14 protein-coding genes are annotated in these 15,413 nt (G+C 49.8%); 10 read left to right on the forward strand and 4 right to left on the reverse strand.

Annotated elements, in window-relative coordinates:
* Nucleotides 1-39: 39 nt before the first annotated feature.
* The 4 genes from AACH73_RS10460 to AACH73_RS10475 all read left to right on the forward strand — a co-directional run bounded on the left by AACH73_RS10460 (nucleotide 40) and on the right by AACH73_RS10475 (nucleotide 5,772).
* Nucleotides 40-954: a glycoside hydrolase family 16 protein gene (locus AACH73_RS10460; RefSeq protein ID WP_338734862.1), complete on the forward strand. Its 915-nt coding sequence runs from the start codon at nucleotides 40-42 to the stop codon at nucleotides 952-954.
* 29 nt (nucleotides 955-983) lie between these two features.
* On the forward strand, nucleotides 984-2,093 hold the full coding sequence (locus AACH73_RS10465; RefSeq protein ID WP_338734863.1) for a glycosyltransferase: 1,110 nt from the start codon (nucleotides 984-986) through the stop codon (nucleotides 2,091-2,093).
* A gap of 252 nt (nucleotides 2,094-2,345) precedes the next feature.
* Nucleotides 2,346-4,472: a polysaccharide biosynthesis tyrosine autokinase gene (locus AACH73_RS10470; protein WP_338734864.1), complete on the forward strand. Its 2,127-nt coding sequence runs from the start codon at nucleotides 2,346-2,348 to the stop codon at nucleotides 4,470-4,472.
* A gap of 40 nt (nucleotides 4,473-4,512) precedes the next feature.
* The gene (locus AACH73_RS10475; protein WP_338734865.1) at nucleotides 4,513-5,772 is read left to right on the forward strand and encodes an O-antigen ligase family protein; all 1,260 of its coding nucleotides are present in this window, start codon (nucleotides 4,513-4,515) and stop codon (nucleotides 5,770-5,772) included.
* An 11-nt stretch (nucleotides 5,773-5,783) separates the two neighbouring features.
* On the opposite strand, the gene AACH73_RS10480 is transcribed toward AACH73_RS10475, so the two are convergent.
* Nucleotides 5,784-6,341, reverse strand: a complete 558-nt coding sequence (locus tag AACH73_RS10480) for an acyltransferase (protein ID WP_338734866.1) — start codon at nucleotides 6,339-6,341, stop codon at nucleotides 5,784-5,786.
* A gap of 61 nt (nucleotides 6,342-6,402) precedes the next feature.
* Complete coding sequence (locus AACH73_RS10485; RefSeq protein WP_338734867.1) at nucleotides 6,403-7,623, reverse strand: glycosyltransferase family 4 protein; 1,221 nt, start codon at nucleotides 7,621-7,623, stop codon at nucleotides 6,403-6,405.
* Between the two features lie 120 nt (nucleotides 7,624-7,743).
* Between AACH73_RS10485 and AACH73_RS10490 the strand changes: the two genes are divergently transcribed.
* The 4 genes from AACH73_RS10490 (at nucleotide 7,744) to AACH73_RS10505 (ending at nucleotide 12,428) form a co-directional block, all read left to right on the forward strand.
* The gene (locus AACH73_RS10490) at nucleotides 7,744-8,868 is read left to right on the forward strand and encodes a glycosyltransferase (protein ID WP_338734868.1); all 1,125 of its coding nucleotides are present in this window, start codon (nucleotides 7,744-7,746) and stop codon (nucleotides 8,866-8,868) included.
* Entirely contained in the window at nucleotides 8,855-9,925 is a 1,071-nt protein-coding gene (locus AACH73_RS10495; RefSeq protein ID WP_338734869.1) for a glycosyltransferase family 2 protein, read from the forward strand. The genes AACH73_RS10490 and AACH73_RS10495 overlap by 14 nt, the downstream gene beginning before the upstream one ends.
* Nucleotides 9,926-9,974: 49 nt before the next feature.
* On the forward strand, nucleotides 9,975-11,483 hold the full coding sequence (locus tag AACH73_RS10500) for a lipopolysaccharide biosynthesis protein (RefSeq protein WP_338734870.1): 1,509 nt from the start codon (nucleotides 9,975-9,977) through the stop codon (nucleotides 11,481-11,483).
* Between the two features lie 342 nt (nucleotides 11,484-11,825).
* Nucleotides 11,826-12,428, forward strand: a complete 603-nt coding sequence (locus AACH73_RS10505; protein WP_338734872.1) for a hypothetical protein — start codon at nucleotides 11,826-11,828, stop codon at nucleotides 12,426-12,428.
* 27 nt (nucleotides 12,429-12,455) lie between these two features.
* Here the strand turns inward: AACH73_RS10505 and AACH73_RS10510 are convergent, their stop codons facing one another.
* Nucleotides 12,456-13,391 carry a glycosyltransferase family 2 protein gene (locus tag AACH73_RS10510; RefSeq protein WP_338734873.1) on the reverse strand — a complete coding sequence of 312 codons (936 nt, stop codon included), beginning with the start codon at nucleotides 13,389-13,391 and terminating at the stop codon, nucleotides 12,456-12,458.
* A gap of 65 nt (nucleotides 13,392-13,456) precedes the next feature.
* On the reverse strand, nucleotides 13,457-14,497 hold the full coding sequence (locus AACH73_RS10515; RefSeq protein ID WP_338734875.1) for a nucleotidyltransferase family protein: 1,041 nt from the start codon (nucleotides 14,495-14,497) through the stop codon (nucleotides 13,457-13,459).
* Nucleotides 14,498-14,629: 132 nt separating this feature from the next.
* Here AACH73_RS10515 and AACH73_RS10520 point away from each other — a divergent pair, with 132 nt between their 5' ends.
* Both AACH73_RS10520 and AACH73_RS10525 read left to right on the forward strand, forming a co-directional pair.
* Entirely contained in the window at nucleotides 14,630-14,791 is a 162-nt protein-coding gene (locus AACH73_RS10520) for a lasso RiPP family leader peptide-containing protein (protein WP_338734876.1), read from the forward strand.
* 43 nt (nucleotides 14,792-14,834) lie between these two features.
* Complete coding sequence (locus tag AACH73_RS10525; protein ID WP_338734877.1) at nucleotides 14,835-15,113, forward strand: PqqD family protein; 279 nt, start codon at nucleotides 14,835-14,837, stop codon at nucleotides 15,111-15,113.
* Nucleotides 15,114-15,413: the final 300 nt, after the last annotated feature.

Here is a 15,413-nt window from a genome sequence, read left to right on the forward strand (position 1 = left end):
ACAAGGTAACAAAACCTGCTTAATATTGAATAAAGCGGAATGGATAATAAAAAATTACCGCAATTTCGCTCATTTCTTGATTGTCAATTTTTGGAATTTTATATGAAAAACCGCCACTTAAAGACAGAAGTCCTGTTTCTTGGACTTACCCTGACCCTCGGACTGGTAGGCTGCACAGGCGCCTCAGGTCAGCCTGCAAGTACCCGCGTACCCGACGGGTATAAGCTGGTCTGGAGTGACGAATTTGACGGTCAAGGTCTTCCGAACTCAAAAAAATGGCAATTTGACACTCGGGCCAACAAGGCCCTTTGGTGGCACAATGAGCGCCAGTATTACGCGCGCGGTCGTACAGAGAACACGCGCCTTGAGAACGGCAACCTGATCGTCGAGGTACGTAAGGAAGCCCTATCAAACGAGGGTGACTGGGCGGGACAGGAATATAGTTCTGCCCGTTTAATCACAGAGGGCCATGCGTCCTGGAAATACGGCTATTTCGATATACGTGCGAAGTTACCTTGCGGCCGGGGTGTGTGGCCGGCATTCTGGCTTCTGAGTGACGGAGGAAGCTGGCCAAAGGACGGCGAGATCGATATCATGGAACATGTCGGTCACGAGCCAAACAAAGTCCATTCGACACTCCACACCTACGACACCGAACACGGTGGCCCCAAGCTTTCCGGGGCGACGTATGCAGCTGACGTCTGCGGTCAATTTCATAACTACCAGATGGATTGGCGCGCGGACACCATCTCATTTTTTGTTGATGACAGGTTAGTATACACGGCGCAAAAGCCGAAGAACGGCTCTTACGATAGCTGGCCCTTTGATCATCGTTTTTATCTTCTGATCAACGTCGCCGTTGGCGGCGCATGGGGGAATGCCCAAGGGATAGACCCCCAAGCCTTCCCCACCCGAATGGAGGTCGATTACGTCAGGGTTTATCAGGCTAAATAACGATGTCGTCGATATCAGTTAGCATAGTTATGGCCTGCCTCAATCCGGGAGGCTTCCTTCAAGATGCCGTTCAAAGCTGTCTTAGCCAAAGAGGCGTGGATGTTGAGCTGATTGTCGTCGATGATGGGTCGTCGGACGGCAGCCGCGAATGGCTCGAGGCTTATTCACGGGAAGAACCCAGGCTCAAATTGCTAAACGGACCCGGGACCGGACCAGCCGCCGCACGCAACCTTGCCATTTCAGCCGCGCGGGGCGATTGGGTTTCGGTAATGGACGCAGATGACATCATTCACCCTGACAGGCTCGCACGCCTCGTGGCAATTGCCACAACCAAAAAGGTTGAGATCGTAGCTGATCAGCTGCTGGCGTTCACGGAAAACGAAGATGGAAGGCTGGCTTGGCCCTTTATTGGGGATCTGCTTAATGCGCCGCTTACTGAGGTTTCGTTGCCCGTCTTGGTAACGCCAACCGATGCTGGATTTGGATCCGCGTTAGGCTATGTAAAACCGGTCATACGGATGGATTTTTTAAAGAAGTCCGGCGTAGTTTATGACACAACCGTGCGCATAGGCGAAGATTTCGATTTCTTGGCAAATCTACTCGCCAACGGAGGTAGACTTCTAGTCTCGTCGCTTCCTTTATATTTCTATCGACGCCACCCATCTTCGCTGTCCTTCAGGCTTAATTCTCATGATGCAGATGCATTGATCGCGGCGAATTCACGTTTCCTTCAAAAATATGAAACCCAGCGCCCCGACATTCGGGCACTTCTTCTACCCCGCGATAATGCACTTCGCCGATATCGGGCGGCGGTTAGGCTCGTGGAAGACGTAAAGCGCATACGGCCTTTGAGCGCCCTTTCGACGCTTTGCCAAAGGCCCTCGTGTGCCATTATCTTCGCGGGCTTCGTTCTTGAAGGGTTGCAAAGACGTTTTGGCCGCAGCAGCGCGTCTTTGTCGCCCTTTCCGCGGGGACAGGTAGGTATTTCGTCAGAACGTCTGCGCCAGCTCACTCCGGATGCACTTGACACAGATAGTCTCCTTCAGGTGGCGATCCCCCTAACCGAAGCTGACGAGGCGACAAAAAAAAGGCTGTCTTTGGAAATCAAAGACACCTTCTGGGCAGGGTTTGCATTTTAATCTGCATTGCAACTACTTATATGGTTAACGCCCTTTCAAAAGGGCCATCGACGTGTCCAGACTCCGCAAAACCTTTATTTTCTTGGTAAATTCGGAGTTGATTTTGGCGGCTGTCTGACTAGTGATAAATGAGAAGACGCCTAGCGAGTGTGTCAGGTGACTTCTTTCTCATTCCACACGCGAATTTTTACTCGACTCTTTTAACCGTAGACTCTTGAAGCTTCGCTCTAAAAAATAGGCGGAAGGTCAGATATGACACCTGATGGACGCGCACAAATGTATCCACAAGGAAACGGCGTAAACGCTGGAATCGACCCCTCCAAGATTGTCGGAATCATCCGCCGTCGCGGGCCTATTTTTGTGGCTGTAATTGCATTGCTACTGATCGCAGCATATGGGCTCACCTACCTCCAGCCTAAAATTTACACGGCCGGAACCTCCTTACAACTCGATGCACGGCAAGTTGCCGTTTTAAACAAGTCATCCTCAGAGGTGTTATCTCGGGTGCCTCTGGAAGCCTCTGCCATCGCAACGGAAGTTGCCGTGCTTCAGTCGCCCGATATGGCAAGACGTGTCGCAAAATCAATAAACCTGAATGCGTTTCCTAGTTTGAAAGCGCAGAAGGTTTCTCTTGAGGATCTCCTTGAGTCTGCCGTTGTGGTCTCGCGCGTCGGACAGTCCTACATTCTGCGAATTGAGGCCACAACCACGGACCCGAAGCTCTCGCGATTGATCGCCCAATCTTATGCGGAGACCTACGTACAAAAGCAAATCCAGGACAAGGTGGACGCAAGCCAAAAGGCTGTAGGATTTTTAGACGGCCGCCTTTCCAAACTCCGCGATCAGGCGCAAGCCGATGACCGCGCGTTGCAAGAGTATAAAATTAAAAACAACCTGATGAGCATCGAGGGTGTCTCACTCGCCGAGCAACAGGTTTCGACGCTTAGCCAGCAACTCGCCACGGCGAGTGCAGACCTGAGTGAAGCCAGAGCGAGGCGCGATGGGGCGCTCGCTCGGATCCGGGCTGACCAAGATCTCGTGGAAGGCTTCCAGGTTGAAAGTGATGTTATTAAGGCTTTGCGCTCAAAACGGGCAGAGACATCCGCGGAGCTTGCCAGGCTCCAGGCAAGTTATGGCCCGAGACACCCGAGTGTCATCCGAGCTCAAACGCAGCTCAATGAATATGATGCCCAGATAAACACCGAACGCAACCGGGTCCTTGCGAACCTCAATGCGCAGGTGCGCGTCGCCGAAGAGAGATATAATTCGTTATCGCGCAGTCGCTCTAGTGCCTCAGGACAGGTAAACGTTAATAATGCGGCTGCCGTTCAATTGTCGGAATTGATGCGCAAGGCAGAGGCCTCAAAAACGATCTATGAGAGCTTCCTGAACCGCTCTCGGGAGATATCAGCACAGTTTGGTATCGACCAACCTGAAGTTAGAGTAATAGCCGACGCAGTTGAACCGCGCAGCCCCTCGGGGCCGAGTTTGAAGCTGAATTTGGCGCTTGCGCTTGTGCTTGGACTATTGATCTCAGGCGGATATGTCGCCGTCTCGGAAGTCCTCGACCAAACCTACCGTTCAGGCCGGGAGATAACGGAAGAACTAGGTCTCAAGAATCTGACTTCAGTTCCCCTGATTTCGCTGGAAAAGGGAAAATCTAAAGCCTCGGTGCTGACCCACGTCCTTGATCAGCCCTACTCTCTTTTTACTGAGAGCATCCGGAGCCTGCGAACACAAATTCGTTTGGCAGGCCGTACGTCGCCCGTGAAGGTCATCGCTATGACGTCCGCCTTACCACAAGAGGGCAAAACACTTCTCAGTTTGTCTCTGGCCCGCGCCATGGCAATGAACGGCGCCAATGTTCTATTGATTGACGCGGATATGCGTCGCCTCTCGCTTACCAAAAATGTAGGCGTGAACCCCCAGTATGGTCTACAGGACGTCCTCACACAGAAGGCACGACTTTCTGATAGCATCATCGTCGATAAGGCCAGCGGCGCCGACATGATCCTCGTTCCCCATAAGCGACAGATATCGGCTGAAGTGTTCACAAACAGCCTGTTTGAAAGAGCCCTCGAAAAGCTCAAGCCAGCCTACGATTACATCATCATCGACACCGCACCGGTTCTAGCTCTTTCTGACATCCGGGTGATTGGCCAACTGGCTGATGCCGTAGTGATGGTCGTCCGGTGGAACAAAACGCCTAAAGACGCCGTTCTCGTTGCAAAAGAAATAATCGAAGACTCTGGATCGAACTTGTTAGGCGTGTGCCTAAATCAGGTTGACGCTAAATCGGCAAGTTATCACAGCTACGGCGACACCATCCATTATTTCAAGGATTTGAAGCAATACTGGTCAGAGCCCAATGCTAAGTAGGCACTTTCAGACATTAAGATCGAAACGGCCAAAAGCGTTTTTGATCCCCTGGCCGTCAGATCAGTATATAATTGCCCTGGTTCTTCTGGGTGTTTTATTAGCGACTTTACATCTTATGACTGTTGGGGTCGCCGCCCTTATTGCGTTTATTTTACTCTACATTTTCGTTGAGCGCCGATCTCTTTTAAAGAACAGCTATGCCTTGCCGATTGTGGGTCTTCTCGCCTACGGTCTGTTATCTGTTCTATGGTCACAGTTTCCTCGCGAAACCATCTATTACGGCATACAGATTGTCTTAACCGGACTGGTAGGGCTTATAATTGCGAGCTCGCCACGACCATACGACACACTCTTTGGTATGGCGACCGCACTTATCATTCACTCGACCCTCTCCCATCTTTTCGGGATCTATGTACCCTGGGAGCACGGTGAATACGTGTTTGTAGGCATCGCTGGCTCAAAGAATAACTACGGCAGTATTTCAAGCCTAACCACGATGACCAGTTTGGGGCTGTTATATGCCTCAATCAATTTAAAGAGACCGTGGGTTATGGCCTTTGCAGCCTGGGGTGTCGGCGTGGGCACATTCGGCCTTATCCGCTCTCTAGCCGCGGGTAACTTTTTGGCGACTACCCTCTGCTGCATGTTCCTTATGTACATAAATGTGTACCGCGTCCTGCCTCCAAGGATCAGGCTGGCGACGAATATTTACGTCATCTACGCCGTCATATGCATTGGGCTCGTTGGATTTTTTGTTAAAGATCAGGTCGTGAGCCTTGTTCTGGCAGCACTTCACAAAGATCCAAGCCTGACCGGACGGACGGAGATCTGGGAGGTTGCACATGAACAGATCAAGCAGCACTTCTGGCTAGGAGTGGGCCAAAGTGCATTTTGGGTTGAAGGCAATCCACCTGCCGAATTTATATGGGAAGCGCACGGAATAGCCGGCAAGCGCGGCTTTAATTTTCACAATACGTATCTCGAAATTATGGTCCACTTCGGTCTGATCGGGTCAGCTATCTTCGGCCTGACCCTGGCTTATCTCATATGGAAGGCCTTCTGGGGAACATTTAGAAACCCAAGCATCATCAATGGCATCTGGGTCACCCTGATCTTACATTTCATTATCTTATCTTCTGTAGAGAGCTTTAGCTTCACGCCAATGAACTTCTATACCGTGTTTCTCATTGCATCTCTGTCGAGAGACCCACTTGCAAGTTCAGGCAATGTGATCAACCCTTGGGAAGGCGTTTTCGCCAATCCGTTCAAACGGCGGTTCGAGAAACCCACGCAAAGCTAGAAAATCAAAACTCAAAGTCTGCGGTAGTCATCAGGGCACTCAAATTGGCGGATGAGTCGCGCTGGTATCCCGGCTACAACGCTACGCGACGGCACATCTTTAGTCACGACTGACCTGGCGGCTACGACACTGTGCTCGCCTATGGTTACGCCGGGCATGATCAGAACATCAGCGCCAATCCAAACATTTTTTGCAATAGTTATGGGTGCGCGTCTGATACCTTCTCCGGGCGCGACTTCATGGTGACTGTTGTCCACAATGCTGACGCGCTCGCCGATTAAACAGTACGCACCAAGTTTTATTGAAACACTCGCCTCGATAACGGCTCCGCTGTTAATGAAGCAAAAGTCGCCGATACTTAAGTTGCCGCCTTGACCAGCTGACAGTCGTGATTGTGCCCTGATACCCCTGAACGAGACCCTAGAGCCTATCTCTATACGCCCTTTACCGCCAACACTTGGCATCCTACCGAGGCAAACGACCCGATCCTTAATAATGACGCCTCTCAACCGGCACATCGCGGTCAATATAAGCCCTTTGACGTATCTTCGGACCTGCCACACGTTCATTGTAAAAAGTTCTTTTCGATATCTATTTCAGGCACCATAAAAAGAGAAAATGGTTAAGAGACTACCCAGAAAAGTAGCGCCCGATCCAATCATATGCCCTATCCGGTGAAAAATGCGTACGCATATACTTGAGTGCGTGCACCCCTATAGCAGATCTAAGCTCTGTTTCAGCGAGCAATCGCGAGGTCTCGTTTGCAAAATTCGCCGGGTCTTCGGCGACGGACACCAGACCCGAAAGTGCGGGAACCCCCTGCAAGGTGGTAGGGGTGACGACCATCGCCTTCCCCGCTGCCAAACCCTCGATGAGCTTTACCTTTAACCCAGATCCCACCGTTAGCGGCGAGATCACAACCCCGGCACGCGCATATATCGGCTTAAGGTCCGGGACGACCCCCAACAGGCTTACCCCGGGCTGTGTCATCAGTTCGTGACAACAACTACCGGCAATTTCGAGCCTCACAGTCGGCCTCTGTTCTTTCAACAAAGGCCAAACATTCTCCAGGAACCATCTTATTCCGATAAGGTTTGGTTCTGCATTGCTGCCAACGAATAGCAACAGATCGTCATTGCCAGGTTGCGCCGCGCCTGCGACCTCCATCGCCACCGGTGCTATACCGATGTATGCGTTTGGCAGGGCACGTCGCACCTCTTGGGCTTCATCTTCTTGAATGGCTACAATGCCGCCGGCCTGCGAAAGCAACGACATCTCCTCATCTCTTGAGATGGCCCCATAGTTATCTGCCAGGCCCTGTTGGGTAAACTCGCTGTCTCTCTTCGAAAACAGATCGTGCATGAGCACAAGCGACGGCTTAGAGTTAAGCCAGGTACCGGCGAGGCGCATGGAAAAAGCGTAATCAAACAAAACGCCGTCTGCCGATCGCGCGACGCTTTCTACGAACCGCCTGTCGGCATCACCGACGGGTGCGGTGAGTGAACTTGGCGCCTTTTTTGTAATCGACCTCTTTATCAAACCACTTTTCAGAAGCAGTCTGTCTATCAGCGCTATAAGCGCCAAGAGATAGATTTTTGGGTTTTTACTAAAGACAAAATTTCCGACACGGAACCCGGCACGCCACCGCAATTTTGAAAACTGAGTAACGTCTCCCGATAAAAAAAGGAACGGCCATCGACCAAACGTTGCTTCTAAAGGCCAAACAATTTCCAGTTCGTGGCCGCAAGACTTAAGATATTCTAGAATGCTGATCAGGTATCTAGAACTCCCATTTGATTTGGAAACTATCCTCTGCCTGACCACTACGACTATTTTTTTTTGGGCAGACATCTGTCTACAATTCCTATAACTTTGAACTGATGAATTTTACTATCATTAATGAGAAATTAAGAATAGTAAAAGATATTTATTAGTGAAAAATCGTCCGCCCGTTGGCGCAAGAAAACCGTCATGAATGTTCTTTATTTTGCCCACAACGTCGAAGATGCAGCCGTTCTCAAGCGCGCGCGTCATCTACGCCATTTCGGGGCACGTGTCCAAATCATAGGATTTTCGAGGTTTTCGTCATCCCCAAAAATAGTCGAAGAGCCGATTATTTTTGGCCGGACCTTTGACGGCAGATTTTTTCAACGCAGCGTGGAAACGGGCAAGGCGATCATTCGAATGCGCGAGCACCGCCGCCATTTAGACGAAGCCGATCTTATCATCTGTCGCAACCTCGAAGCGCTGGCTGTAGCGATTGTCGCCCTGAGGGTCGCGGGGCTAAAACGACCGGTCTTTTACGAGTGCCTCGACATTCATGCAAAAATGCTGGCAGGCAACCCGGCCTCGAGGCTCCTAAGGTGGCTTGAACGCCGACTCATAAGAGAAACGGCGGGCTTAATCACCAGTTCGGGGGCTTTCGTTCGCGAATATTTTTCCCCCATACAGCGATACGATGGCGCTGTAATACTATTAGAGAACAAGCTTCTACCTTCCGATTTCACCCCCAGTCAGTTCGATAACCCAGTGCCGGATTCGCCTCCCTGGATAATCGGCTGGTTTGGAATCATTCGGTGTCGCAAGAGCTTGAAGATGCTGGATGAGATAACAAAGGTTGGCAACGTTCGTGTACATATTGCCGGGCGTGTTTCTCACACGCAAATCCCTGATTTTGAAAACACTTTAGAGAAAAATCCGAACATTACCTATAGCGGCCCTTACGTTGCCTCTGACATTCCAGCCCTCTTTGGCGCGTGTCATTTTGTGTGGGCCATCGACTATTACGAAGAGGGGAAAAATTCGTCCTGGCTACTGCCAAACCGTCTTTATGATAGCTTGGCGGCAAAGCGTGTTCCGATCGCCTTGGCCCAGGTGGAAACTGGCCGGTGGCTGCGTGAATACAACGCTGGCAAGGTGGTAGAATCGCCTGTTGAAGATCTCACCGACTTTTTACAGACCCTTACGGCAGAAGGGTTTGTCAAACATCAGGAACAGGTTAAACAGGTTCCAAACTCCGCTATTTTCCACGATGCTGATTCGCTGAGATTTATTTTCACTGCAGACGCAAGGACACATGACCATGATGATCGATGACGTCCTTATCGTGATCCCCTGCCTAAATGAAGAGACCCACATTGAATCCGTAATCCGGCAGCTGATGTCTGAGCCACGACCGAACCGCTTCTTGGTTGTGGTTGCAGATGGCGGCAGCAGTGACCGTTCTTGCGAGATCGTCAAAGGGCTGTGTCAAGACTATGCGCGTCTGCGTCTGATACACAATCCTAAACGCATTCAAGCTGCAGCTATTAATCTTGCCGTGCGGACTTATGGGGCTGACTTCAAGTATCTCCTGCGGATCGACGCCCATTCCGGATACCCCGATCGCTTCCTTGACCGACTTTCGCAACAAATAATTGTAACCGACGCCGATAGTATCGTGGTGCCTTTGCAAACCACCGGACAAACCTCATTCCAGAAAGTCGTGGCAGCCGTTCAAAATTCCAAACTGGGTACCGGGGGGTCGGCTCACCGGCATTTAGGTGCAAACAGGTGGGTCGACCATGGCCACCACGCACTCTTCGATTTGAAGACATTCTGTGACATTGGCGGCTACAACGAATCATTTGCGTACAACGAAGATGCTGAGCTTGACTACAGACTGACCAAAGCTGGGCACAAGATCTGGCTCGCAGGCAGTCTCCCGATAAAATACTTCCCGAGAACAACACTTCGTGCGCTATTTATCCAGTATTTTCGGTATGGTCGGGGGCGGGCACTAACCGTTAAATCTCACAACACACCTTTAAAATTGCGGCAACTCGCCCCAATCTCGATAGTGCCACTTTGTCTTCTCGCGCTGCTAGGCTTTGCGTTAAACTCGACCATCCTCATGATTCCCGCGGTTTCATGGGCCGTCACCTGCAACTTGATGGCCATACCGCTCGCCTTGAAGCATAAAGACCAAAAGATATTGGCCGCCGGCGTCATTGCGATGGCAATGCACTTTGCATGGTCGCTCGGTTTCTGGCGCGCATATACCCTAGAACGAACCGAAGCCCATTTTCCGTTGCCCAGGCTGCAGCCCCTAAACTCAAAGAAAAGACCTACGCATTTGATGCCAACAGAACAAGCTGAGCGCATTACCTTATAGGCGTAGCGGAACTTCTATTCATACATTTAAAATCTAATTTGGTGTCATATTGAAATTAAGTGAAAAATCATACGATGATTTTTTTGAGCCTGATAAATCAGACTTAAGAGGGCACGCGGCATCTGGTTTCGTATATTCAGCTGCAGCACAAGCCACGCGTATAATCACTCAGTTTATTTCTGTTGTGGCCTTAGCGCGCATTTTATCACCGTCTGATTTTGGTTTAGTTGCAAAAATAAATCCGATCTACCTTTTCGCGTTAATGTTTCACGATCTTGGCCTAAGCCAATCAACAATTCAGAAAAAGGAAATCAACCATAACCAAGTGAATTCGTTTTTCTGGATTAACTCAGGCATTGGTGCAGGATTGGCGGTTGCGCTCATCATCTTAAGTCCGGTTGTGGGATGGTTTTATAAAGATGAGCGCGCGGCGGTGTTGACCGCAGCAATGTCACTATTGATTTTCGTAAGCAGTCTCGGGAACCAGCACGGCGCGATTATGCAGCGAAAAATGGAGTTCCGAGCGCAGTCTACAATTAACATCATTAGCGCCATAGGAACCGTCGTCGTTTCGATTTCGTTTGCCTTAGTTTTCAGGTCCTACTGGGCTCTCTACGCCGGTATGGCGACAGGCACCCTAATTGGAGCGGCCGGGGTATGGACAGTGGTCAAGTGGCGTCCGTCATCCCCATCACTGGTGCCGGAGACAGGAGCCATGTTAAGACACGGCCTCGGCTTTGCCACCGGTAACTTTATAGGTTTTTTATCAGGCAACCTTTCGGGTGTTGTCATGGGAAAAGCGTTCGGTGACCATCTGCTTGGGATTTATGACCGTTCTGCGAGGCTGCTGAACGCTCCCCTTCAACAGTTAATTTGGCCGATAAGCGGTGTTGTCGTACCCATCTTATATCGGCTTCATAGCGACGCAGATCGCTACAAACTGACTTTTCTGCGGACGATCAGCTCCATCACCTTTGCGGTTATGCCCGGCGTAGTCTGGGTTGTTGTCGCTTCTGAGAGATTTGTTACAACCTTCTTAGGCGCAAAGTGGAGCGAAACCGTACCGGTGTTTGCCGCTTTGTCCTTTTCGACTATACCCATTCTCATTAACTCCTCGGCCGGATGGCTATTGACAACACAGGGTCGGTCAAAAGACTACGCGCGTTGGAGCTTATTTAGCGCTTCAGCCTCAATTGCATCGCTTATAATAGGCCTTTACTACGGGATATTAGGTGTCGCAATATCAGGTGTTATTTGCCAAATCATAATTACCCCTCTCTATTGGCTTTTTGCTTGTAGAAGCGGCCCGGTGCAATTCATTGACGTGACGAGGTGTCTTTTTCCACACATTACATCCGCACTATTGTCATCGTTTTTACTGCATCTTTTCAATAATTACATGAGCGAGTCCGAAAATATCTGGGTAATCGGAAGCGGAATATTCCTATCCTATTCAATCTCCCTTGGACTGCTGCTGGTGTTTAACGATACCAGGCGCATGGTTCTGACTAATATAGAATTTTTTAAATACATCCTCTCAAGTCGTGTCAAAAAGTGAGGACGCTTAACCCTTTGAAGGCAAAAGCGGCCTGCCATTTAAAGCTACTTGGGAACTGAAAGCTGGCTATCTTCCTTATCCATTTTCAACTTCATTCATCATGAGTTTACAAAAGGCAAGAACTCGGTTCATAATTACTATATGACAAAATCTTTTTTTGCTGATTTGGCGGCGGGATCTGCTGTTCGATACAACCTCAACCCAAGGCGGTCTCGGCTTAAAGATGCCCTTTGCAACCTTCATTTGTCAGTCCGCATCGCGGCATCTGCCTTGCGGCATGAAAGAGTTTCGACACGAAAGGTTCTTGTTGTCGGAGTCTCTGTCCCCGGGAGAGAGGAGGACATGAAGGGGGTCCTTCGAAAGCTCGTTTCAAAGGCACATCATGTCGATGTCTCAGTTGTTGAAATGCATGCTGGGACAGGGAAATTTGAAAACGTCGAACGGGCCATAGCATCAGCATCCAAACCATTAAGCCAATATGATTGGCTCGTAATAACTGACGATGATATCGATGTTTCATCGAAAGCTTTAGATTTATTGATTCAGTTCAGCGAGGATGCTTCGCTTACATTTTCCCAGCCAGCGCACAGCTTTATCTCGCACGCCAGCCTCTTTGTTACACAACGCCAATCCTCCAGTCTCGTTCGCGAAACAAGATTTGTGGAAATAGGCCCATTAACGCTTATAAATCGTCGCGCGTTCGGAAAAATCATTCCCTTTCCTCCCTCAAGGTGGTGCTGGGGAATAGATGTTTACTGGTCTCATTTGGCGAAATTGAACAACTGGCGAATGGGAGTTATTGATGCCGTTCCAATGACACACCTCAAACCACCAGGGGGCAGCTACCCTGTGGATGAGGCCGTATCCGAGGCAGATGCGCTACTGAGACGGCTTGGCGTAACGGAGGGGCGCGAAATCCTGAGTCACAGCCGAATGATACTTTGAGACACAAACGTGGGTTTCGCGTTCATATCATTGCCTAAAAATTCGCTTGTAGCCTTCCAAAAACACGCTCTTCAAAACGAAGATTGAGACGTATCTCGACCTTAAAAAGCATTTATGTATTTGCATAATGTTTTTAGATTTCAAATTTCTTATAAATATAAGCCAATGTAATTTGGCATCGATGTGATTGAAGTGTCTTTTTATTACTTCGGCTTGTGATTGATTTAGCGGTAGCTGATTTAGCAAATCCATATCAGCGTCTCTGAGCGCAGAAAGCTCAGCCTCACCGTGCTTGCGGCTTAAAGAGTCAGGGGTTCCCACGTAAACATAGCCTTTAGCTTCGACGAGATGGAACTTCGCCCCATAAACGAGCGCCTTGGTGTAAAGCAAATAGTCCTCACCTAATCGGACCGCGACGTCATAGGCGAGATTGTGCGTCTTCAAAAAATCAGTACGCATTAATGGTTTGAGATACCCTAACTCTCTTCTGTTCTGATTTTTCGACGGTAAGTTGGCCCTCACAAAATCCTCAAGGGAAATAGCCAGTCTGTCGTTGGGTCCAATGCCGATTAAGCGCTCACTCGTCGCCCCCTTAGCGGATATGCCCTCCAGAATAAGATCATCAGCGAGCAGATCGGCATCCTCAGCCTCGCTTAGAAGCGCTGTTAAGCGCCCTGGTAAGAAATAGTCATCCGCATCGAGGACGGCAATCCAATCGCCGGTTGCTTCAGAAAGTGCAACATTTCTAGCGTTTGACGGCCCCGCGTTCGAACTTAGTCCGATAATCTTTAGTCGACCGCTGTCAGTGTCCATTGAGCGGAGAATTTCGATGGTTCGATCAGTCGATGCATCATCTACGACAAAGACCTCACTAACCGCGTCATCTCGAAGGGCTGAGGTGACAGCCGCGGCGATGGTCTTTTCTGCATTATAGGCCGCTATAATGACGCTTACGGTTTGCATGGCTATATCCGCAAATACATATTCAAGAGGGCAAGGACACCCAACTAGGTCCAGCTAAATCAATTTCAAAACCTCAGGAGCCTGATGGCTTCGCTACTGAGCCATCTGGCACTCTCATAGGCAAAGGAAGCCTGATTCGACACGAGAAGTTCGAGGATATGCCTGCGTCTAACCTCCGACAATTCACTATGCGCCGGTTCAAGAACCATACGATCGAACGCGATCTTTGAAGCTCTCAGCCTTTCGAAGCGCTTTGATACAGGCTCAGGCAATCCAAAGGCCTGATGAGCCGCAAAGATCGCAAGAGTAAGCGTAGGCTCCACCCCCTGCGACACCGCTTCTTTCCAAAGCTCACCCTTCTGCGTCTCCGAAAGCGCCGAAAGCCCGATCAACAGATCATAAGCGTGACAGCCGGTGGGCTCTTTATGTTGCATACCTTTGACAAGGTTCATCGCAGATATCAGAAGCATGTGCACCAGACTTGGCACCCGTACCTCTGAATCGCCCAGTTTCATAGATTCGGCATGTTCGATAAAGCGCTCAGGCCTACGCGGCGACGGCGCCCCAGGCTGTTGCAGTTGATTGTGCAGATCGAAACTGCCGATACCCTCGTTCACAACAAAATGTTGCTCGCCAAGCACACCCCACCACCAAAAGCGCTTCAACTCCGCCGGCAGGGTGAGGCCGTTATCGACAAGGAGCTTGGATACGGCCCCGTACGATTTTGGTGCCACATATATATCGATATCGGCTGTTCCCCTTAAAAAATAAGTATTATGCAACTTAAACTGAGAAAGCGGCCCTTTATAAAATATATATTCAATTCCGCTTCTTTTAAATATCGAAGCATATTTTGCAATAGATATTAAATGTGTAGAGTTAATTTGGACCGCCCGATTCTTTTCAGACTCAAATACGTCTTTCAAATCATATGAAAATTCTTTGTTCTGGCTTGCTGACCGACAAAAGAGTGAGGTTAATTTGTTGCGTTGCGCCAGTTCGAGGGCACGCAACACCTCTAACGGTTCCAAGCTCCCGGGGGCAGGGGCGGCCTCGGCGCCCGTCAAGTCACTACTGAGAATGCGCTTGAGCGTATCGAGAGTCAAAATAATCCCCTATCAGGCGAAATGCGATTTTTCTGGCATGGAAAGTGCTTATAGACAATTTAGTACCTCAGGTGATATCCTAAACACCGTTACGTGCAGTGTGTGTACCTCACTCTCTGATTTGGAGCTAATATGAACCAGAATCTCAACACTCCCGCTAAAGCGGAATATGTGTCGCCGCGTATCACGAAGGTCGGTGACTTCCAAACGGTGACGCAAGCCGCTCGTACCGGCGGCCGCCTTGACGCTGCCTTCTCGGCGTCCACGCCGCTCAGCCAGATCACGCTTTCCTAGTGGTGTGTATCAGCCCCTCCTCAGGAGGGGCTGACTGCTTACAATGAGCTTAACCGAACTCACCAAAGTCCAGCTCGTCGGTAATACGGCGGTCTCCAATATTGAAGATGGCTTAGCCCTTATTGATTTGGATAAAGGCAACTACTATTATTTAAACACCACTGCTTCATTGGTCTGGCAGGGATTACAAAGTGGCTCCTCGATCAAGGATATCGTTGAGCGGATTGTTACGGACTTCGACGTAGAGGTCGCCCTGGCCAGTTCAGATGTCCTGGCTATTGTCGAGGAACTTCTTAAAGAAGGTTTCGCCAAGGTTTGCTAATCCCGATGCGATCTGGCACTTTCAGTTATCCTAAATATTTTGCCTTGAACGCCTTTTTTAGGGTTCAAGTTGTAATCCGAAAATACGAAGACATAAAGACACTGTCCCTTTCTTGCGACGGTGCAATCGCGCCGTTGAGCACATGCCGATGGATTGGATACCACACCTATATATCCTCGAAAGCCGTGCCGGGTGCTAATTGTCTATCACGAGCTTTGACGGCCATGTTCGTACTGAGGTCGAAAGGCTATCACGCGCAGATGCGGGTCGGTGTGAAACCCGAGGGGCGGTCATTCCTCG

The organism is Asticcacaulis sp. DW145, from assembly GCF_037101385.1.
In the GTDB taxonomy this organism is placed as follows: domain Bacteria; phylum Pseudomonadota; class Alphaproteobacteria; order Caulobacterales; family Caulobacteraceae; genus Asticcacaulis; species Asticcacaulis currens.

Bases quoted from the DNA above. Each gene is read 5' to 3' on its own strand.
- AACH73_RS10465 (WP_338734863.1), top strand. From the start codon at position 984: ATGGCCTGCCTCAATCCGGGAGGCTTCCTTCAAGATGCCGTTCAAAGC.
- AACH73_RS10485 (WP_338734867.1), bottom strand. From the start codon at position 7,623: ATGTCTGCCCAAAAAAAAATAGTCGTAGTGGTCAGGCAGAGGATAGTT.
- AACH73_RS10480 (WP_338734866.1), bottom strand. From the start codon at position 6,341: ATGAACGTGTGGCAGGTCCGAAGATACGTCAAAGGGCTTATATTGACC.
- AACH73_RS10490 (WP_338734868.1), top strand. From the start codon at position 7,744: ATGAATGTTCTTTATTTTGCCCACAACGTCGAAGATGCAGCCGTTCTC.
- AACH73_RS10470 (WP_338734864.1), top strand. From the start codon at position 2,346: ATGACACCTGATGGACGCGCACAAATGTATCCACAAGGAAACGGCGTA.
- AACH73_RS10525 (WP_338734877.1), top strand. From the start codon at position 14,835: ATGAGCTTAACCGAACTCACCAAAGTCCAGCTCGTCGGTAATACGGCG.
- AACH73_RS10520 (WP_338734876.1), top strand. From the start codon at position 14,630: ATGAACCAGAATCTCAACACTCCCGCTAAAGCGGAATATGTGTCGCCG.
- AACH73_RS10510 (WP_338734873.1), bottom strand. From the start codon at position 13,391: ATGCAAACCGTAAGCGTCATTATAGCGGCCTATAATGCAGAAAAGACC.
- AACH73_RS10505 (WP_338734872.1), top strand. From the start codon at position 11,826: ATGAAGGGGGTCCTTCGAAAGCTCGTTTCAAAGGCACATCATGTCGAT.
- AACH73_RS10460 (WP_338734862.1), top strand. From the start codon at position 40: ATGGATAATAAAAAATTACCGCAATTTCGCTCATTTCTTGATTGTCAA.
- AACH73_RS10495 (WP_338734869.1), top strand. From the start codon at position 8,855: ATGATGATCGATGACGTCCTTATCGTGATCCCCTGCCTAAATGAAGAG.